At 48.9% G+C, this 21,065-nt stretch carries 14 protein-coding genes; 8 read left to right on the top strand and 6 right to left on the bottom strand.

Features of this window, described 5'->3' with window-relative positions; all coding sequences use genetic code 11:
• Window positions 1–72: 72 nt before the first annotated feature.
• Window positions 73–3,963: a gliding motility-associated C-terminal domain-containing protein gene (locus tag Q0577_RS24645; protein ID WP_298741089.1), complete on the top strand. Its 3,891-nt coding sequence runs from the start codon at window positions 73–75 to the stop codon at window positions 3,961–3,963.
• 3 nt (window positions 3,964–3,966) lie between these two features.
• Here Q0577_RS24645 and Q0577_RS24640 read toward each other — a convergent pair whose 3' ends face one another.
• The 3 genes from Q0577_RS24640 to dnaE all read right to left on the bottom strand — a co-directional run bounded on the left by Q0577_RS24640 (window position 3,967) and on the right by dnaE (window position 9,265).
• A complete protein-coding gene (locus Q0577_RS24640) occupies window positions 3,967–5,028 on the bottom strand; it encodes a class I fructose-bisphosphate aldolase (RefSeq protein WP_298741087.1) in 1,062 nt (353 codons plus the stop codon).
• 182 nt (window positions 5,029–5,210) lie between these two features.
• A complete protein-coding gene (gene trxA, locus Q0577_RS24635) occupies window positions 5,211–5,528 on the bottom strand; it encodes a thioredoxin (RefSeq protein WP_298741085.1) in 318 nt (105 codons plus the stop codon).
• 98 nt (window positions 5,529–5,626) lie between these two features.
• Window positions 5,627–9,265: a DNA polymerase III subunit alpha gene (dnaE, locus tag Q0577_RS24630; RefSeq protein WP_298741083.1), complete on the bottom strand. Its 3,639-nt coding sequence runs from the start codon at window positions 9,263–9,265 to the stop codon at window positions 5,627–5,629.
• A gap of 323 nt (window positions 9,266–9,588) precedes the next feature.
• Between dnaE and Q0577_RS24625 the strand changes: the two genes are divergently transcribed.
• From Q0577_RS24625 to Q0577_RS24610, 4 genes are read left to right on the top strand one after another with little or no spacing between them, the layout of a single operon-like run.
• Window positions 9,589–10,182 carry an NlpC/P60 family protein gene (locus Q0577_RS24625; protein WP_298741081.1) on the top strand — a complete coding sequence of 198 codons (594 nt, stop codon included), beginning with the start codon at window positions 9,589–9,591 and terminating at the stop codon, window positions 10,180–10,182.
• A 43-nt stretch (window positions 10,183–10,225) separates the two neighbouring features.
• Complete coding sequence (locus Q0577_RS24620) at window positions 10,226–10,966, top strand: TylF/MycF/NovP-related O-methyltransferase (RefSeq protein ID WP_298741079.1); 741 nt, start codon at window positions 10,226–10,228, stop codon at window positions 10,964–10,966.
• A gap of 24 nt (window positions 10,967–10,990) precedes the next feature.
• Window positions 10,991–11,686 (top strand): class I SAM-dependent methyltransferase, encoded by a 696-nt coding sequence (locus Q0577_RS24615; RefSeq protein ID WP_298741077.1) that lies wholly within the window; start codon window positions 10,991–10,993, stop codon window positions 11,684–11,686.
• Window positions 11,686–12,837, top strand: coding sequence for a glycosyltransferase family 4 protein (locus Q0577_RS24610; protein ID WP_298741075.1), 1,152 nt, complete (start codon window positions 11,686–11,688; stop codon window positions 12,835–12,837). The genes Q0577_RS24615 and Q0577_RS24610 overlap by 1 nt, the downstream gene beginning before the upstream one ends.
• Here the strand turns inward: Q0577_RS24610 and Q0577_RS24605 are convergent.
• On the bottom strand, window positions 12,826–14,328 hold the full coding sequence (locus Q0577_RS24605) for a lipopolysaccharide biosynthesis protein (protein WP_298741073.1): 1,503 nt from the start codon (window positions 14,326–14,328) through the stop codon (window positions 12,826–12,828). The two genes, Q0577_RS24610 and Q0577_RS24605, sit on opposite strands and share 12 nt — an antisense overlap.
• 92 nt (window positions 14,329–14,420) lie before the next feature.
• Here Q0577_RS24605 and Q0577_RS24600 point away from each other — a divergent pair, with 92 nt between their 5' ends.
• Genes Q0577_RS24600 through Q0577_RS24590 form a run of 3 tightly spaced genes read left to right on the top strand, consistent with a single transcriptional unit; the run spans window position 14,421 to window position 17,284 of the window.
• On the top strand, window positions 14,421–15,329 hold the full coding sequence (locus Q0577_RS24600) for a glycosyltransferase (protein WP_298741071.1): 909 nt from the start codon (window positions 14,421–14,423) through the stop codon (window positions 15,327–15,329).
• Window positions 15,326–16,273 (top strand): glycosyltransferase, encoded by a 948-nt coding sequence (locus tag Q0577_RS24595; RefSeq protein ID WP_298741069.1) that lies wholly within the window; start codon window positions 15,326–15,328, stop codon window positions 16,271–16,273. Before Q0577_RS24600 ends, Q0577_RS24595 begins: the two co-directional genes overlap by 4 nt.
• A gap of 6 nt (window positions 16,274–16,279) precedes the next feature.
• Complete coding sequence (locus tag Q0577_RS24590; protein WP_298741067.1) at window positions 16,280–17,284, top strand: glycosyltransferase family 2 protein; 1,005 nt, start codon at window positions 16,280–16,282, stop codon at window positions 17,282–17,284.
• Here Q0577_RS24590 and Q0577_RS24585 read toward each other — a convergent pair.
• Together Q0577_RS24585 and Q0577_RS24580 are read right to left on the bottom strand one after the other, a co-directional pair.
• Entirely contained in the window at window positions 17,279–18,400 is a 1,122-nt protein-coding gene (locus Q0577_RS24585) for a glycosyltransferase family 4 protein (protein ID WP_298741066.1), read from the bottom strand. The two genes, Q0577_RS24590 and Q0577_RS24585, sit on opposite strands and share 6 nt — an antisense overlap.
• On the bottom strand, window positions 18,397–20,925 hold the full coding sequence (locus tag Q0577_RS24580) for a YfhO family protein (protein ID WP_298741065.1): 2,529 nt from the start codon (window positions 20,923–20,925) through the stop codon (window positions 18,397–18,399). Before Q0577_RS24580 ends, Q0577_RS24585 begins: the two co-directional genes overlap by 4 nt.
• Window positions 20,926–21,065 lie beyond the last annotated feature (140 nt).

Here is a 21,065-nt window from a genome sequence, read left to right as displayed (position 1 = left end):
ATTTGTTTTATTTGGAAAGGCTGTCTACTTTTGCCAGTCAGATCACAAGAGAATTATTAACCCTTACGTCGAATGAAATTATCCCTTACCGTAGCATTGAGTATCCTGCTATGTTTTGAAACCCAATCACTTTTTGCGCAGGCCAGCTTTACGGCACCTGCAGAAGTGTTTGTCAATGACCCGGTCACCCTTACCAATAATACTGCTGGCGGCAGCAGCTATTTCTGGAATTTTTGCTCCGGTAACGTATATACTGCTCCTACAGTTACCAACCTGGGACATATAACGGGCATGGACGCCCCGGTGTTTATTGCCACGGCCAAACAGGGTAATGATTACTATGCTTTTTTTACTAACAATAATGCCCCCAGCCCTTATCTGTACCGCTTATATTTTGGTAACAGCCTGCTCAATACACCTACCGTTACCAACCTGGGGAATTTTGGCGGTGTGATACCTTACAACACGGAGGGGGTACAGGTGGTAGAAGACGCAGGCGGATGGCATGTACTGGTAGTGGGCTCTCCTTTGCCGGACTCCAGGATCGTAAAGGTGGATTTTGGCGCATCGCTTATCAACCCTGCACCCATAGCCGTCGATTGGGGCAATATCGGTAACCTGAGTTATCCGCATGATCTGTTTATAACAAAAGAAAATAACCAGTGGTATGGCTTCACGGTAAATGCCTATAACAATACGATCACCCGTTTTGATTTTGGCGCCTCATTCCAGAATCCGCCTACAGGTGTAAACCTGGGTAATCCGGGTAATTTACTGGATTATCCTACCGGTATATTTGCCATACAGGAAAGCGGCAGCTGGCATGTGTTCGTAACCAACCGGCTGGCCAATTCACTGAACCGGCTTGATTTTGGCACTTCTCTAACAAATATACCTTCTTTTACCAATCTGGGTAACCCGGGTAACCTGCTGCAGGCCCCACGAGATCTCTGCGTGATTCAGGACTGTGGCAAGAATTTCGGCCTGGTAGTGAATGAAACCAACGATGACCTGGTGAGGATAGATTTCCAGGGAAATATCAGCAGTACCGTCAACGCCACTTCACTGGGATCTCAGGGGCTAGATTTTCCGCATTCCATATCAACATTGTTCCGGGTGGATAACAGCCTGTATGCATTCATTGTGAATGCACAGAACAATACCCTGGCCAGGGTAGCGTTCAACAGCTGTACCAATGCCAGCATACCTTCTTCTACTCAGCAGCAGCCGCCCGTGTTTTCATACAACATGCCGGGCACGTATACTGTAAACCTGATCGTAGATGAAGGCCTGCCTACACAAAGTGCTTTTTGTAGGAATATTGTGGTTAAAACACCTCCTGCCATTTCTTCTCCCAGCTTTTCTGCACCGGATACGGTTTGTGTAAACGCTCCTTTCAATATTACCAATACCTCATCGGGCACCAGTACCTATCTCTGGAACTTTTGTTCAGGCAGTATCTATACGCCGCCAAAGATTGATAATCTCGGTAACCCCGGCGGAACTATGAACATACCCGTATTTATGGTAACGGCAAAAGAAGGAAATGATTACTACGGTTTCTTTACCAATAATACACAAAGCCTGGTAAAACTGTATTTTGGGAATAGCTTACTGAACACGCCTACTGCCGTAAACCTGGGCAACTTCGGAGGGGTACTGCCACAGAATACGGAAGGCCTGCAGATTATAGAGGATGCAGACGGCTGGCATGTTTTCGTAACAGGTGGAGGCGATCCTACACTTGCCAAGCTGGTAAAAGTAGATTTTGGCTCCACACTTGCCAATCCCTCGCCTACGATCACGGACTGGGGCAATATTGGTAACCTGGACTACCCAACAGATCTGTACATCACAAAGGAGAATGACAATTGGTACGGATTTACTATCAACTTCTACAATAATACCTTTACAAGATTCGATTTTGGTACCTCTTTGAATAATACGCCTACGGCCGTAAATTTTGGCGGACTCGGTAACCTGGACAATCCCACCGGTATCTTCGCACAGCAGGAGAATGGCAATTGGTATGTATTTGTTACCAATGAGGGCTCCAATACACTGAGTCGCTTTGATTTTGGCAGTTCATTGGCCAACACGCCGACAGCCATTAACCTGGGAAATCCCGACGGAGTGATAGACGATCCCAGGGATCTGACCCTGTTGCATGATTGCGGAAGGATCTTTATACTCATAGTGAACGCTACCCCTGGCAATATGGTAAGGATTGACATGACAAACGGCGTAACCAGCCAGCTGCCAAAGGACTTGTCCGGCATTAGGGTAACACCAGACAACTACTTCCGGTTCGCGCACTCCATTTCCAAGCTGTTCAGGGAAGGTGATAACATGTACGCATTCATTACAGATGCATGGAATAATCAACTCCTAAGACTGGTATACAGTCATTGTAATGATGCCAGCATACCTTCATCACAACAACAAACACCACCACCGATATCTTATAAAAAACCGGGCGTTTACACCGTTACCCTTTTGACAGATGAACTGCTGCCGTCACAGAACACGTTCTGTAAGACGATCGTTGTGCTGGATTCTCCGAAAGTTAACCTGGGAGCAGATACACTGGTGTGCGACGGTGCAGCGGTGCGCCTGGATGCAGGGAGCGGCTACAATTCCTATCAATGGAGTAACGGGGCTACTACACAACAGATCGATGTTACACAGTCAGGCACCTATAGTGTGAATGTCAGCAACGGGGGCTGCACTGTTACTGATGATAAAATAGTGAACATCAGCCAGGTTATGCAGTTAACACCGCTTGCAACGGTTATCGATTGTGATAATCCCACCGGCAGTATCACCCTTAATGTATCTGGCGGTTCACAGCCATACCGCTACTATCTGGGCACAAATGGCCCTTCTGTCAGCAATGTTTTCCGCAATTTAAGTGCAGCAAATTATATAGCCAGGGTAGAGGATCGTCTCGGATGCCAGGTGTTTCAGCCGGTGTCTGTACAAACAGATCCAACACATATGCTGGATATGGCGGCCAGTGGTGCTGCACCCAGCTGTTATAACCTGACCGATGGTATGATTTCCGTACAGATATTGCAGGGTGTTCCGCCTTTTGAATACGCGCTGCAAGGCCAGCCCTTTCAGTCTGTGAATAGTTTTGGTAATCTTCCAGCCGGTGATTATATCGTATATACACGTAATGGCGTATGTATTGATAGCCAGCAACTAAGGCTTACAGCGCCTATGCCCATAAGATTGGATGTAGTTAAGCAGGATGAGATATGCAGCCGGGCCAATGGCAGTGTAACCTTAGCCTTAACCGGTGGCACTGCGCCGTACGACGTTTACTGGAATAATACATTAAGCAGCGGACGATCATGGGATGATCTGACCGCCGGAAATTATACAGTGCGTGTTGACGATACCAATGGCTGTAGTGCTGATACACTCCTCGCGCTCAGTAATATTGAACTTCCGCCTGTCAGAATACTCAATAACGATACCACTATTAACATCGGGGAACGTATACAACTGGTAGCTGTAAATGCGACTGATTATGTATGGACACCAGCCACTGGCTTAAGCTGCGCCAACTGCGCTACACCTGTTGCACAACCCTCGGAGCCTACCCAGTATATAGTGAAAACCCCTACCGGTTTGAACTGCGTAGCTGCAGATACGGTAAATGTTTATTTGTCGTACGACCGCTCATTATTTGTGCCTACTGCTTTTTCGCCTAATGATGATGGCAACAATGACCTGTTCCGCGTAAAGGCTAAAGGTGTGGCTGTATATACCTTACAGGTGTACAACCGCTGGGGACAGCTGCTTTTTCAGGCAGACGACATAACCCGTGGCTGGGACGGCTATTTTAAGAGCCAGGCGCAGCCTATGGGTACGTATGTGTACGTAGTGCGTTATGCCTACTTCGGGAAAGAAGCACAGGTACTTGAGCAGAAAGGCACCTTTACGCTTATACGATGATGGCTAGGCTATAGTAATGTCTTTGTCCAGGTAAACATCCTGTACTGCATTTAACAGCGCTACACCTTCCTTGAAGGGGCGCTGGAATGCTTTTCTTCCCAGTATCAAACCGGTGCCGCCTGCGCGTTTGTTGATGATGGCAGAACGCAGCGCTTCTGTCAGGTCCTTTTCTCCTTTTGATTCGCCGCCCGAATTGATTAATCCTATACGACCGGCATAACCGTTCAGTACCTGGTAACGGCAAAGGTCTATCGGGTGATCGGTGCTTAGCTGCTCATACATCGCCGGGTTGGTTTTGCCAAATCTGACAGCGGTAAAACCGCCATTCAGGGTAGGCAGTTTTTGCTTTACCAGGTCAGCTTGTATGGTAGCGCCGATATGATCTGCCTGACCGGTCAGATCAGCAGCGGTATGATAATCCTTGCCGTCTTTTACAAAGGCTGCGTTGCGGGTATAGCACCAAAGGATGGTGGCCATGCCCAGTTGGTGTGCCTCTTCAAAAGCCATGGCAATCTCGGTGATCTGCCGGCTTGATTCAGGACTGCCAAAGTAGATGGTAGCACCCACTGCTGCAGCGCCCAGGTCCCAGGCATTTCTTACGGAGCCAAACAGGATCTGATCGTATTTCGTAGGATAGGCAAACAGATCGTTATGATTGATCTTCACAATGAAGGGAATGCGGTGGGCATATTTCCTGGAGAACAGGGCCAGGTGCCCAAAAGTGGTGGCCACCGCATTGCATCCGCCCTCAATAGCCAGCCGCAGGATATTCTCTGGGTCAAAATAGATGGGATTAGGGCCAAAGGCACTGCCGGCGCTATGCTCAATATCCTGGTCAACCGGCAGGATGGAGGCATAGCCGGTATTTGCCAGGCGCCCGTGATGAAAGATCGCTGCGAGGTTGCGTAATACCTGTGCAGAACGGTTACTGCCCATAAACACCTTTTCAAAGAAATCCGGGCCGGGCAAATGCAGTTGTTCTTTGGGAATGGCCTTGCAGCTATGATCCAGCAGGTCCTGGAGATCGTTTTCAGCGATATGCCGGGTGAGAGTATCGTTAAGCATGGAGTTACAATTTTAGGAACAGGAAGTTACAAAAAATAGTCCATGGTCTATGGTATGTGCCTTCGGGATTAGTAGCAATCCTGGGCATTGAAGGGTACGGTCCATGGATCATCGACCATGGTCTAAAAAAAAAGAACGTCCGGGCATTTACCCGGACGTTCTTTTTTTAACAATTAAAATTATTACAGGTGAGACTGGATCTTCTTTTCCAGTACTGATCTGGGAGCAGCACCTACCTGTTTGTCAACTACCTGGCCGTCTTTGATAAAAAGGATGGCCGGTATGCTGGTGATACCATAGTTAATGGACAGCTGAGGGTTCTGGTCCACGTTAACTTTACCTATATTTACTTTTCCTGCATAATCCTTAGACAGATCCTCAATTACCGGTCCGATTGCACGACAAGGACCGCACCATTCAGCCCAGAAATCGATCACAGTCAATTTATCTGAACTTAATACTTCTGTCTGGAAGTTGGAATCAGTGAATTCTAAAGCCATTTTGATCTATATTTTAAAGTGTTATGAGTTTTGTTCGTTTCAATGTTATCTTATCGTCAAATAACGATCCGGATGCAAATTAGTGCTTTTCTGGCAGCTTACTTATTGTTTATATCTATGTAGGTATCAATATCCGGCTGTTTTGTCAAAAACTGCGCCAGTTCGTCATTCATTTCTACATGCCGGTTAAAGGTATGCAGCTTGACTGCCAGGTCGTTATCGCGGTCTATCAGTTGCAGGTATAGCTCGCTGGCCCCGGGATATTTCATGGCATTATCGGTCAGGAAATCCACTACCTCGCGGGTAATGAATTTCGGCATGGTTACCAGGGTGATCTTTTTGGTATGCGCTTTCTTTACCTCCTGCAACAGGTGCATCCCGGTCACCTTGAACTCATATTCCGCCTCGTTGAAGCGTTTAGGCTTGAACCCCCCGTTGATATAGAGGCAAAGCCCGGCTTTAAAATAGGGGGCAAAACGGATATAGTCTTCACTCCAGAGTGCAAATTCAAACTTTCCGCTCAGGTCTTCTATCGTCATGATGCCAAACTGCCGGTTATTGCGGGAGATCCTTTCTATGGCGCTGGTAACATAAACCGCCAGGCGGAAATTCCGTTCCTTGCCTTTGCCGCCACCACCAGGGGCGGTGATCTCTGCCTGATATTCCACCAGTTCAGATACAGCGTTCATGTGGTAGTACCTGCTTTCAAAGCGGTAGTCGTCCAGCGGGTGCCCGGAGATATAGATGCCGGTCACCTCCCTTTCGTTGTTCAGCTTGAGGATCAGCGGCCAGGGATCGCAGTTAGGTATTTTAGGCGGCTCCACATCAGGCAACTCATCCAAGCCGAACAGGCTGCCTACAGACTGGGCGCCTGCAGATACCTGGTTGCCGAACTTCACGATCTTGTCCAGTCCCGACAGGTTGTCGTTCTCCGGTTTGTAGAAGTACTGGGCCCTGTGCAGTTCCGGGAAGCAGTCAAATGCGCCCGACATGGCCAGGGCTTCCAGCGATTTCTTATTTACAGCGCGCTGGTTTACGCGTTTGATCATGTCGAAAATACTCTTGTAAGGCCCGTTCTGCTCGCGTTCTTCCAGCAGGTTCTCGATGGCGTTCTCGCCCACGCCCTTCAGGCCGGCCAGGCCAAAGCGGATTTGCCCTTGCTTATTCACCGCAAAACCTTTGAAAGATTCATTCACATCGGGGGGCAATACGTCCAGTCCCATGCGTTTACACTCTTCCATAAAGAAGGTGATCTTTTCAATATTGCTGGCGTTGTTCAGTACGGAGGCCATATATTCCGCCGGATAGTGGGCTTTCAGGTAAGCGGTTTGATAGGCCACAAAGGCGTAACAGGTGGAGTGCGATTTATTGAAGGCGTAGGAGGCGAATGCTTCCCAGTCGGTCCATACTTTGTCGCATATCTTTGGATCGTGGCCGTTCTTCACGCAGCCTTCCATGAACTGCGATTTCATCTTGTCCAGTACCGCTTTCTGCTTCTTACCCATGGCCTTACGGAGGATGTCCGCGTCCCCTTTGGAGAAGCCAGCCAGTTTCTGGCTCAGCAACATCACCTGTTCCTGGTACACCGTGATACCGTAGGTATCGCTCAGGTATTCCTCCATTTCGGGCAGGTCGTATATTACCGGCTCCAGTCCGTGTTTACGGCGGATAAAGGTGGGAATGTACTCCAGCGGTCCCGGGCGGTACAAGGCGTTCATGGCGATCAGGTCGTCAAAACGGTCGGGCTTCAGCTCACGGAGGTATTTCTGCATGCCTGGAGACTCGAACTGGAAGGTACCGTTGGTTTCGGCTTTCTGGTACAGTTCGTAGGTCTTGGCATCGTCCAGCGGGATATAATCGATGTCTATTTCAACCCCATGGTTCTTTTTGATAAGTTCCAGGGCGCCCTTGATGATGGTAAGGGTTTTTAGTCCCAGGAAGTCCATTTTGATCACCCCGGCGCTCTCAATAATACTGCCCTCAAACTGGGTTACCAGCAGATCGGAGTCTTTGGCGGTAGATACGGGGATCAGTTCAGAAAGGTCTTTGGGTGCAATGATGATACCGGCGGCGTGGATACCGGTGTTACGCACGGAACCTTCCAGTACGCAGGCCTCGCGCAGCACTTCGCCAGCCAGGTCTTCGCCTTTGATCAGCTCGCGCAGCTTTTTTACGTTCTCGATCTCTTCGCCGCCCAGTCCTTCCTTTTCGGAAAGGCCTTTTTCGCCGTCCAGCGGCGCATTGAAGATGCGGTCCAGCTGAATGCCCGGTTTCTCCGGCACCAGCTTGGCCAGGGCGTTACTTTCGGGAAGGGGCAGGTCCATTACACGGGCCACGTCCTTGATACTCATTTTGGCGGCCATGGTGCCGTAGGTAATGATCTGCGCCACCTGGTTCTTGCCATATTTTTGCACAACGTAGTCGATCACTTTCTGGCGGCCTTCATCGTCGAAGTCCGTATCAATATCGGGCATGCTCTTACGTTCCGGGTTCAGGAAACGTTCGAACAGGAGGTTGTATTTAATGGGATCGATATTGGTGATGCCGATGCAGTAAGCAACGGCGGAGCCTGCCGCAGAACCACGACCGGGGCCTATGAACACGCCCAGATCACGCCCTGCCTTGATAAAGTCGGATACGATCAGGAAGTAGCCCGCAAATCCCATGTTCTCTATCACCTGCAGCTCGAAATTGATGCGCTCCTCGATATCCGGCGTCATTTCGGCGTAACGCTGGCGGGCGCCTTCGAAGGTAATATGCCGCAGGTATTGGTCCTGCGTAAAGAACTCGGGTGGTATCGGGAAGTTGGGCAGCAGGATATCCCTTTTCAGGTCCAGCAGCTCCACCTTGTCCACAATCTCGTTGGTATTGTCTATTGCCTGGGGCAGATCATGAAAGAGCTTGGTCATCTCTTCCTGGGTCTTGAAATAGAACTGGTCGTTATAGAAAGCGAAGCGCTTGTTCTTAACGGCTACGTCATCATCGGTAAACTCCTTGATGGAAGGGGTGCTCTTTTTTTCGCCGGTATTGATACAAAGCAGGATGTCGTGCGCATTCGCGTCTTCCTGGTCAACATAGTGAGAGTCGTTGGAGGCGATGATCTTCACGTTGTATTTGGTAGCAAAGCGCAGCAGCACTTCATTTACTTTTTCCTGTTCCGGAATGCCGTGGCGCTGCATCTCTACGTAGAAATCTTCGCCGAAGATGTCCAGCCACCACTTAAATTCTGCTTCTCCGGCCTCTTCTCCCTTTTTGAGGATGGTCTTGGGCACGGAGGCGCCCAGGCAGCAGGTAGTGGCGATGAGGCCCTGGTGGTACTGGAGGATCAGTTCCTTGTCTATACGGGGATATTTACCGTACAGCCCTTCAATATAGCCCAGGGAGCAGAGCTTGATGAGGTTGCGGTAACCCTGGTCGTTCTTGGCCAGCAGCACCTGGTGATAGCGGATATCTTTTTCTTCGCGTGTAAAAGCACGTTTATGGCGGTTCTCTACCAGGTAAAATTCACAGCCTACGATCGGCTTTACTTTCAGCCGTTTATCTTTCGGGTCTGCCGGGTTCAGTTTGTTGTTGTATGCTTCTGCCACAAATGAGAACACCCCGAACATATTACCATGGTCCGTGATAGCAAGCGCCGGCATGTTGTTGGCCATTGCTTTCTTGTACAGTGATTTTATGTCTGCCGCTCCATCCAGCAGGGAGTATTGCGTATGTACGTGTAAGTGGGAGAATTGCATCTTATATCTAGCTTTTAGCCTTTATCTGCCAGCTTTTGGCTAACAGTTTGTTTGTCTCTTGCAGCCACAAAAATCCTACAATAAAAGTTTACAGATGCATATAATTTTTCCACAAATGTGCGTTTTGACGTCAAAGCCGCCACCAGCGCCTGATAGCTGATAGTCAGCTACTAATAGCTAGTAGTTAACATATTATAAATAATTCAGTAACTTGGCGCAACTTTTACCAAACCGCTGCTAACTAACCGCTGTTTATGCAAAAAAATGGGATTTATTGGATAATGTTTGTCGCAGGTGTTGTTGCATTAAGTTCCTGTGCGTCAATGAAAAAACCGGCTGGTACAAAACCTGCTGCCGATAACGGCCGCAAGGTGCAGTTCCTCGAGGGCATCTCGCTCAATCGCAGCAGCAGTACATCCCGCAATACGGGACCTAATGCAAATATCAGCCGCGATATTACCATGAGCAGCGCCAACCTGGAAAATGCGCAAGCATGGCAGTTCAAATATGCGCAGCTGCTGGACATAGCTGTGGAGGATGTACGCAATTTCCGCCTGTATGGGTTTATTGAAGACTGGTACGGCACGCCTTACCGCATGGGTGGCAAAACAAAAGACGGTATAGATTGCTCCGCGTTTGTAAACTCATTGCTCTCTAATGTATTTCAGGTAAGTTTCGCCGGTACATCAGCACAGATGTATGAGCGTGCAAAAAAGCTGAGATCCCGCAGTGAGTTACGTGAGGGTGACCTGGTATTCTTTCGCATAGGCCACAAGCGTATTTCCCATGTAGGAATTTACCTGGAAAATGACCGGTTTGTACATGCGTCTACCAGTTCGGGGGTGATGATAAGCGACCTCAACGAAGTGTATTGGAAAAAATATTATGCAGGCGCCGGGCGGGTAGATAGGCGCTAATTGATAATCTTTTGTATTTTAAGGCCCTGTTAAAATTTGTATCATGTCTATAAAGGATGTATATCGTAAGCTGTTGAACCGTAAAAGCGAGCCGGCAAAGCTGCCAGATGATTTTGAAGAAGATCATCGTGCTATAGTGGCTAAAGTGGTGCCGTATACTATGACTAGCCCTGCGCGGATCTTTGGTCTGGTAGAAGCCGTAAAGTATATACACCGTCAGGGCATTACAGGTGATATTGTTGAATGCGGCGTATGGAAAGGAGGGAGTATGCTGGCTGCCGCAGAAACGCTGGTGTCACTGAAAGATACCAGCCGCACATTGTACCTGTACGATACTTTTGAAGGTATGCCACCGCCTACAGAGGAAGACCTGGATTTCCGCGGCGCCCAGGCTGCCAGTCTCCTGGAGCAGAATAAAGATAAAAAGACTGAAGATGTAGTTTGGGCTTACTCTACACTGGATACAGTGAAAACCACTATGGGCCTGTGTAGTTATCCTGCACAGCAAATAAAATATGTGGTTGGCAAAGTGGAAGATACCATTCCGGCCACCATGCCGGAGCGTATTGCCATGCTGCGCCTGGATACAGATTGGTATGAGTCTACCAGGCATGAGCTGATACACCTCTTCCCCCGCCTGCAGCAGGGCGGTGTGCTGATCATAGACGATTATGGCCACTGGCAGGGTGCACGAAAAGCAGTGGATGAGTATTTCAGCAATAATCGCATACGCATACTGCTGAACCGTATTGACGAAACCGGCAGGATCGCCGTTAAACAATAGAAACATATTGAATTATTGAAAGCTATGACCGGAGCGGAATTCAAACCATCTCTATTTCACCCCTATTATTTCATTCGTAAAGGACTGTTCAGTAAAGTGAACCAGTACAGCCATCTGCTGCGTGGACGTTTGCTCGATTTTGGCTGCGGCTCAAAACCTTACAAGGCCCTGATCACCGTGGATGAGTATATAGGCGTTGATTTTGAGAACGAAGGGCATCCTCACGAAAATGAACAGATAGATGTGTTCTATGATGGGAAAACGATCCCGCTCCCTGCCGACTATTTTGATGCAGGCCTTACCAGCGAAGTATTTGAACATGTCTTTAACCTGGAAGAAGTGCTGGGTGAACTACATCGCGTATTGAAGCCCGGAGCGCCCCTGTTGATTACTTGTCCCTTCGTATGGAAAGAGCATGAGGTGCCGAATGATTATGCCCGTTATACTCATTTTGCATTGAAGCATATGCTGGAGAAAAACGGTTTTCGCATCCGTACGTTGGACAAGAGCGGCAACTTTATTGAAGTCATGTTCCAGTTGAGAGCCCTCTATTTTTTCGACAGCTGGTATCCTAAGTTCAGGCGTATCCCGCTGCTGGGGTTCCTCTTCAGGCTTTTCTTCTTTGCTATACCCAACGCTGTGGGCAGCCTGTTCAGCAAAATGTTTCCACGGAACAAACAGATGTACCTTAACAATATAGTTATTGCGGAGAAAGTATAATGAAAAAGGGAGGCCATATTCTCTTCATCGGACATGAAGCCTCTTTGAGCGGCGCGCCTATATTGTTATTGAATCTGTTGCTACTTTTACAACATCACCGTTCCATAAAAGTAACCCTGGTGATACGCCGGGGAGGCCCTTTATCAGAAGAATATGCAAAGTATTTTCCGGTTATCGTACTAAAGCCCGCCGGCTACCGTGAAGGAGGTCCCTTAATGAAAGTGGCTGCTATCCTGCGGAATCGCTGGCAGCTGCTGCGTCTTATGCTAATCATGCCAGGCTGCAATTATGTGTTCAGCAACACTATCATCAACGGCCCTCTGCTGAAGACCATCGCGTTTTTTAGAAAACCAGTGATCACCTATGTTCACGAGCTGGAGAATGTGATCAGGGCCTATGCTGCTGAAGTGACGCAAACGTTAAAATATACACACCGTTTTGCTTATCCTTCCCTCAGGGTAAAAGATGCATTGGTGACTACCTGCCGGCTGACTGACGAAAAACTGCAAAGGCTTTCCTATTATTTCCCGGTAAACCTGCCTGCTATTCATGACGAAGCTACCAAACGGGCTTTTACGGAGGATTTCAGGCAACGTTTTAAACTCGAAGACAGTGACATGCTGATTGGTGGTATGGGCCTGGCATCTCACCGTAAAGGCGCAGATATATTTGTAGAAGTGTGTGGCAAAGTAGCCGCCATGAATAAACGCGTGAAATTCTGCTGGATAGGGGATTTCGATAGCGCTGTCACTGAAGCGGCTTTGAAGCAACAGGTGCAAGACCTGCAGATCGGCAACCAGATCGTTTTTACAGGACCATTGCCACATAACTATTACAACCTTGCTCCCTTTGACCTGTTCTTTCTTTCTTCCCGCGAAGATCCTTACCCGTTAGTGGTACTTGAAGCAGGTTTCATGCGCGTACCTGCGCTCTGTTTTGAAAACTCCGGCGGTATACCTGAATTTGTTGGAGAAGATGCCGGCTGGATAGTACCGGACTTTTCAACAGCACTCGCTGCCGAAACTATCCTCGGACTGTATGACCGGCGCGAACAATTGCAGCAGAAAGGCGCCCGTGCACAGCAGAAAAGTTTGCAACTCCATGCCGATCCTGAGCTAATCCTTTCTCAGTTCGATCATTTACTTACCTAATATTCCGCGTACCTTTTCCAGTCCTATTTCGTATAAGCGGTTGGCATCTTCCGAAATACGGAAGCTGAGGATCATTACTACACATAATATTACATATACAGTTGATTGCAACAAAGCCTCAAGAATGGGAGAAGACGCTTTTATAAGATAGTGTGAGATAAAATAGCAGGCGGCAATGGCCACCACCGCCAGCAGCGTTCTCCAGGAAAAAGGCTGCATTTTGAACTTTATCCAGATAAACAGGAAGCGGATGAGGTTAAAGAATATATACGCGATCAACGTAGCCGCAGCAGATCCGTTAATACCATATTTTTTTATAAGCAGGTAGTTCAGCGGAATGAGCGTAAAGAGCAGTGTTACGGTGGTGATGAAGTCCATTCTCCAGTACCGGGAGGTTAGGATGATCTGCGTATTCACGCCCGTGCCCAGTTCCACAATTTTGGTGATACCCAGCAGCAAAAGGACTGTTTCGCCCTGGAGGTAAGAACGGTTAATATTGAGTATCTCGAAAGCGTTATGAAAGTTCAGCCATATCAGCCCGAAGAGGAAGGCGGCGAATAGCAGCATATTGATCGAGGATTGGCGGTAAATGCGCTTGATCCGTTCGAGGTCGCGGTCTTTCCAGGCCCGCGCAATCACTGGTATAGAGGCTGCTACCAGGCCCCGCTGCGGGCCTTCCATTACAGAAGTAAGATAAGAGGAGAAGTTAAAGATGCCCGTGTGCTTAAGCCCCAATACGCTACTGATAATAAAAGAGTCGAAATTCCGGGCCAGTATTGTACAGAACGAGACCATGAAAACGAAAATACCGTATGGGATCATCTTTTTATACATGCGTCGTGTAACTATGCTGGTTTTGAGGGTAATAAAGATCTTTCCTTTCCGGTAGAGGTAGAAAAGCAGTCCCAGGAAAATAGCGCAATACAGCAGTGAAAAAAGATGGACGAAGCCCTCAAAGTCCAGCCAATGCAGGACAAACAGGAGGATAACAAAGGTAGTGAGCAGGCGTAGTACCAGCTCTTTAAAGAAATTTGCGGCAACGGATGATGACATATTCCACGCTTCTCCCTCCATCATGGAGAAAAGGAGAAGCCCCAGCGTAAATGGATAGATGGCGTAGAAATATTCCACCAGTAGGGGAGAATTGGTACCAAATTTCTGTACTACCAGGTCTTTGAACAGCAGGGAAAACAGGCAAACCACCACAAACCCCGTCAACGCCAGTATCATCATTTTCCCGAACAGGTCGCGCTGTTTTAAAGGCAGCAGATCACGGTAATAAGGGTAAAACCGGTACAGGATAGTAATAGTACCGAGGTTAGCCAACGCAAAGAACGTCTGTGAGATGTCAAACATCACGCGGGTCAGACCAAATTCAGCTTCGGTAAAATAGTTGCCTGTGGTAAAGAACCAGGTGTTTACAGCACCTACTAAAAAACCGGTATATATAATGATAGAAGATAGTATACTTTGTTTCCTGATGGTACCCATTTTTCGCTTAGTTGGTTGTAAAGATGGCAAAAATCATGCATTATCGGAAAGTTCGTATTTTTAGTCCTTTAAAAATAATTCTGCACCGTAATATGATCTCCGTTATCATTTGTTCTGCCAACGAGAGCCGTATAGAGACGATCCGGGAAAATGTAGCTGCTACCATCGGCGTGGATCATGAGCTCGTGATCATCACCAACGCGAAAGAGATCGGTGGCATTTGCAGGGGATACAATGCAGCCGCGGAGCAGGCGGTGTTCGATATCTTATGTTTTGTACATGATGATGTCAGTTTTCTGACACAAGGCTGGGGACAAAAGGTGCTGAATCACTTCCGGGGGAAAACGCCGCCCCGCCTGATCGGCCTGGCTGGCAGCCGGTATAAAAGCGCGGCAGTTTCTGGTTGGGGCACCGGCCTGCCGCAGTACGATTGCTGTAATATTTTCCAGGAGGACAAACAGCATGGCCGCCGCAGGGTTTACCTGCATCCGCAGTCTGCTACAGATCAGCCGCCACCTGCGCTGGTGCCGGTTACAACCCTTGACGGCGTATGGTTATGTATGCCTAAAGCTGTCTGGCAGGAATACCCTTTTAATGAAGAGAAACTGGCCGGGTTTCACTTTTACGACCTGGATATCAGCCTCCGGGTAGGGCAACGCTACACAATTGGCGTAATATATGATATAGACCTGGTTCATTATTCTATGGGAAACTTCGGTGCCGACTGGATACAGCATGCCATCAACTATCACCGTGTTGTGAACCTGGTTCCACTCCCTGCACTGGCGCCCCTGGCCCCGGGAGAAAGGGTGATAGCAGGCGCAGAGCGGAAAGTAGCTGCTTACTGGCTGAACCGCTTAATGAAAGAACCTATAGACGGTAAAACAAGGCGTAAATGGATAAGCGCCACTAATGCATGGACACAGCCAGCCCTGTGGGCTGACGTGGCAAAAATGCTGCTTTATCCGGTTAAAAGAATATTATTTGAACACAAGCAATGAGTAATTACCCTGTCAAGATATCAGTATGCATACCCGCATATAAGAACCCGGAATTCCTGCTGAGGGGGCTGGGTTCCCTGGCCCAACAGGAATGCCGCAGCTGGGAAGTGATCGTGACGGACGACAGCCCGGACGACAGTGTATACCAGGTAGTACAGCAGTACAAGGATCAACTGCCGCTGCAATATTTCCGTAACACGCCGGCAAAGGGAATGCCGGCCAACTGGAATGAATGTTATAATAAGGCGCAGGGAGAGTATATAAAGATCCTGCATGATGACGACTGGCTGGCGCACCCCCAGGCGCTGCAGAAAATGGCGGATGCATTGGATGCTCATCCTGATTGCGACTTTGTTTTCAGCGCCTACTGTGATCACTACCTGCAAACCGGCAGGATAGTGGAAAGGCATTGCAGCCCCTTTTACAGGAACCTGCTCAGGCAAACGCCCGTGAACCTTTTTCAGAAGAATTTTATCGGCCCGCCCAGTGTCATCATGCACCGCAACAAACCCGGCTACCGTTATGATGTAAAGACCCGCTGGGTAGTGGACGTAGACTTCTACATGCAGGTGCTGAAAGCCAATTCCCGCTTTGTCTATATCGATGAAGAGCTGATAAATGTAGGTATCAGCGGGGAGCAGATCACACGGGACTGCTTTCGCGTACGCGAAGTGGAGATACCGGAAAATTTCTACCTGCTCCGGAAAATATCCGTGGATGCCCTGAACATTATTTATGTATATGATTTTTTCTGGCGTATGTTGCGCAACCTGGAGATCAGGGAAGTAAAAGATCTGCGGGAGGCAGGGCTTGAAGGAGACATTCCGGTGCCCATACTGCAGATGCTGACATGGCAACAACGCTTTCCCCTGTGGCTGCTGAAGATAGGAGTAGTGTCCAAGCTGCTCATGACAGGCTGTTATTTATTCCGTAAAAGGCTGTAACACGATATGGACCTTTCCGTTATTATTGTTAATTATAAAAGCGCGGCGCTGATAGTGGACGCTATCCGTACCGTTATAGAACAAACCACCGCTATTTCCTATGAAATCATCGTGGTAGACAACCACTCGCAGGATAACAGCCAGCAACTCATTACACAACATTATCCGCAGGTCCGCTGGGTGCAAATGGATTATAATGCAGGTTTTGCCCGCGCCAATAATGCAGGTATGCGTATTGCGCTTGGCGATATGCTGCTGCTCCTGAACCCAGATACCCTCGTGTTGGATCATGCATTGGACACCGTCGTACAACGTTTCCGTGCCGCCAGCCATGCAGCATGTAGCGTGCAGCTGCTAAACCCCGATGGCAGTCCGCAGATCACGGGCAATTATTTCATGAAAGGGGGACTTAACCACTTGCTGCCCTTGCCTTACTGGGGCGCTTTGTTACGCAGGCTGGGATATGCGCTGAATACCAAAGTACCTAATGTACGATCTGCGGAGACCGAACAAACGGTAGACTGGATCAATGGGGCTTTCCTGATGGTGAAGCGGGCTACTATAGAAAAAGTTGGTATGATGGATGAGGATTTTTTTCTCTACGCTGAAGAAACGGAATGGTGCAGCCGGATCAAACGTACGGGTACGCTGGTGGTGTATGGCGATCTGCATGTAGTGCACCTGCAAGGGGAAACCGCCCAGGCCACCTTTGAAAGCAGCGATAAAGGATACTATGACCTTTACAGCCATAAGGGATTGCAACTGATGGTATCCAACCACTTACGGGTACGTAAACAGTATGGAGTGGGATGGTTTTTTATATTATTGCTGAATTATTCCTTTGCCGTGCCCCTGGCCTTTATTTGCAGTTTCCTGGAGAATCTTTTCCGGTTGCGTAATCCTTTCCAATACTGGCAACGCCTCTGGCAGCTGGGGGCAAATGTAGGTAAGCTGTGGCAACTAACCCCCACGATCATACGTAACCAGCCTTATTTTTACAAATTGTTATAGCACCGCTTGCATGATAGCGGCAACTTCGGCGGCAATACGCTCATTGTTATGGTAGCTGAAGAAAGAGGAAGGGGTAGGGCTGCTAATGTCGTCCAGTTCCTGCATGCGGGCGGCAAACTGTCGCCAGTCATTATCCGGCACCACCTTTAGCTTATTTCCGCAGATCGCGGTATCTACCCCGATAGCGCCGCTCCGGGTAGAGATCACCGTTTTGTGGGCGGCCAGGGCTTCCAGCACTTTGGTTTTAACACCACCGCCTTCCACCACAGGATTAATGAAGATATCAGCGGCAGCAAGGTATGCAACCGGCTGATCTACAAAACCGGTATATATGATACGCCCTCCGCTCTCTTTTATTTCCTCCGCTACTTCCTCCGGGAGGCCCCTGCCGCTGATCAGTATCACATAAGGTACCCTGGCCTGTTCTTTCAGCAAGGGATCTATTTCGCGAATGATCTTGAGCACCGCCTGCTGGTTAGGCAGATAGTCCAGCGCGCCGTTAAAGTAATACAGGGTAGTGCCTGGGGCAATATGGTGACGGCCGCAGATCTCCGGGCGTATAATGTTCTGGGCGGGTAATGCTTCCGGTGTCTTAATACCGTAGGGCGCCACGCTTGCCTTGTGCGGTTTAAGCCCGTATTGCTTTATGGCTGCATCGGCATCATCCTGGCTGATGAAGAAGTTGTGTTGTGCTTTACGGTGCACCCACTTTTCGTAGGCCTGTAAAAGTGGCCACCACCATTTGCCCAGGGAACGCCAGCGGGCTGCTTCAATATTGTGGGAATGTACTACATAACCACACCCGGTGAGTATTTGTACCAGTATGGCCTGCCATCCCATGTAGGGATGTTCTATATACAGCAGCTGTATATTTTTCTGCCGTACCGCCTTTGCAAGGGTACGGCAGTTGAAGATGTTCAGGTAACGCAGGCGGCTGTTGCCGAAAGCTTTCCACAACTCATAGGGCAGGGGGCCTTCCGGCTGGTTAGCTGATACAGACGCTATAGTAAGCCGGCAATGATGTGCCAGGTGAGCAGCAAAATTGGCAATGAATATTTCACCTCCTTTCCTGGCGGGCAGGTATTTGTAAGGTGCAATGCCCATTACGCGCATCATGCAACAGCCGTTTTTTTCTGCTTGCGCTGATGAATAATATTGATCACAAAGCCGCCGATCAACAGCAGCATCATAACAATAAAGCTGCCAGCAGCCAGTTTTATACCAGTATAATAGGAGGCCGGTTCAAAACGGAACTCGATCGTATGCTTGCCGGCAGGCACCATCATACCTCTCAGTACGTAATTCACGCGTGCGTAAGGCGCTGGCTGGCCGTCGATAAAGGCATTCCAGCCCTTTTCGTAGTAGATCTCGGAGAATACGGCAAATTGTGGTGTGGCGGCGTTATAAGTGTATGAGATCGTGTTCAGATTATTGGCCAGCAACTGTATGGTAGCGGCAGAGTCATAAACCGGCTCTCCTTTTACAGCTGCTTTGTAGCGCTGATCTATGATAACCGTATCTTTCGGGTGGAAACTGTCCAGCGCTTTCATTTCTGCATCTGCATTTGGCACCCATTGAATATGTTTTACAAACCACGCGTTACCCAGCGCATCAGGATTGCGTTGTGCAATGGGCTGACCATTAGGCCCGGGCTGTATTACGTATTTTGTGTTCAGCATGTTCAGCACCTGTATGTTATTCCTGCTCAGCTGGCGTTCAATCAGGTCTACATACAGCTGCAGCTTGGCGGCATGGTAACCGCCTACGCTTTTGTGGAAGTAGGAGGTCATGGCGTCGTTGAACGGCCCGTTGGGAGCAGTAAGATTAAATACACGGTAATACGGGTCTTTATCCTGCAGTATTTGTTTGTCTGCTTCCGAGGGCTGGAAGGGATCGCTGTACGCAGCTTCGTCCATGAAATCGTCTGCGCTGAGGTAGCGCCGGTCTACCTGCAGCAGGTCAAACAGCACCAGCACTGCGAGTGCGCCGGTTAGTATTTTTGCATTGAGCTTGCCTTTCAGGAAGAACCACAGGGCAATGAATGCCAGGCCTGCGAGTACGATAGAACGTATCACGTCGTTGCGGTACAATGTAGCCCTGTCTTTCCGCAGCGCGTTCATCATCGTATCTACGATCTGGGTATTACCCTGGAACATCTGTGTCCACTGGGCCTGCACCTGGTTATCTATACCCGGTCTTGCCGGATCGTTGGAGAAGTTGGTAAAGGAAAGGGTACCGGATATTACAAACAACAATACCAGTAAACCGCCTATTACAATACCACTCCATTTAAGCTTTTTTACCAGCTCATCTTTCGGTATCTCCCCGTTGATCATCTCATTCAGTCCCATGACAGCCAGCAGCGGGAAGGTAAGCTGTGGAAGTATCAGGGCCTGTGCGGGCGCACGGAACTTGTTGTAGAAAGGCAGGTGATCAAATATAAAGTAGTTGAAGAAAGCCAGGTTGCTGCCCCAGGCCAGGAGTATACCTGCGATGGCTATCCCCAGGATCCACCATTTATGCCAGGAGCGGATAATAAACATACCGAGTACCGCCAGCAGGCACACTACCACACCCAGGTACACGGGACCGGAAGTACCCAGGAGTGACTGGTCGCCCCAATACAGCGGCCAGCGCTGGATGACTTGTTCTGCCTGAGCGGCAGGTACGCCGATGTTGACCAGCTCTTTATAGGTTTCTGAACCGGTGTCCAGTTTACCGCCGGAACTGCCTCCATAAATGTTGGGGGCAATCAGGGTCAGTGTTTCCAGCTTGCCGTAGCTCCACTGGAAGGCATAGCTTTTATCCAGTCCGCCATTGCTGCGTTCTTCTGCCGACACAGTAGGCAGGGGCGTCAGTTCAGATTTACCGCCGCGGTTGCTGGCATGTGAATACTCGTAAGTGGTCCACAAGAGCATGGCATTGGTACCAACGCCCACCAGTATCGCGCCCAGCAGCACTGCTGCACTGATGATCAGGTGTCTGATCTGTTTTTCACGTACGCAGTAAACGATATAGGCAATGCCGACAATGCCCAGTATGAGGAAGAAATAGTAAGTAACCTGTAAGTGGTTGGCTGCTATCAGCGAGCTGACGAAGAAAGCTGTTACGCCCGCGCCCAGCACGTACTGTTTCCGGATGATCAGTATAATGCCCGCCAGTACAGCCGGCAGGTAGGCCATAGACAACATCTTGGTATCATGGCCGGTAACGATGATGATAGGAGAGTAGCTGGCATAAGTATATGCTACGGCGCCTATAAAGGCTATCCAGGGCCTGGCGCCCAGCACTACACAGAGCAGATAGAAGCAGGCTGCCGCCAGGAAAAGTACATTGATAGGCTTGGGCAGGCCCAACGTCATCAGTGCAGGCAGAAAACTACCGAACTTATAGGGCGTTTCAGCAGAGATCTGGTACGTGGGCATCCCCCCGAACATACTGGTGGTCCATAGCGAAGGAACGTCATGGCCGGCCTTTTTATAGTCAATAGACTCCTTGGCCATAGCCTGCCATTGCGTAACGTCTGATTGACTTAATACCTTGCCTTCCAGCGCTGGTTTGCAATACAAAATAGCCAGTATTGCCAGGGCAGCAATAGCGATTACATGTGGCAGGGCCGCCTTAAGCCAGTTATTCTTCATATTAATGGTTCGCTTTTATAACAGATAAGTAGCAAATATATTATTTTACGTGTTGTGTTATATATAATTTTACGCTATGCGCCTGGTTAAATTTTTGTTGAAATTCGTGTTTATATGCAATCTTTGTTACTTAGCCGGGT

The sequence above is a fragment of the uncultured Chitinophaga sp. genome, assembly GCF_937898475.1.
Taxonomy (GTDB): Bacteria; Bacteroidota; Bacteroidia; order Chitinophagales; family Chitinophagaceae; genus Chitinophaga.
Note: the sequence above shows the minus strand (reverse complement) of the source record. Positions and strands in the feature narration are given on the sequence as shown.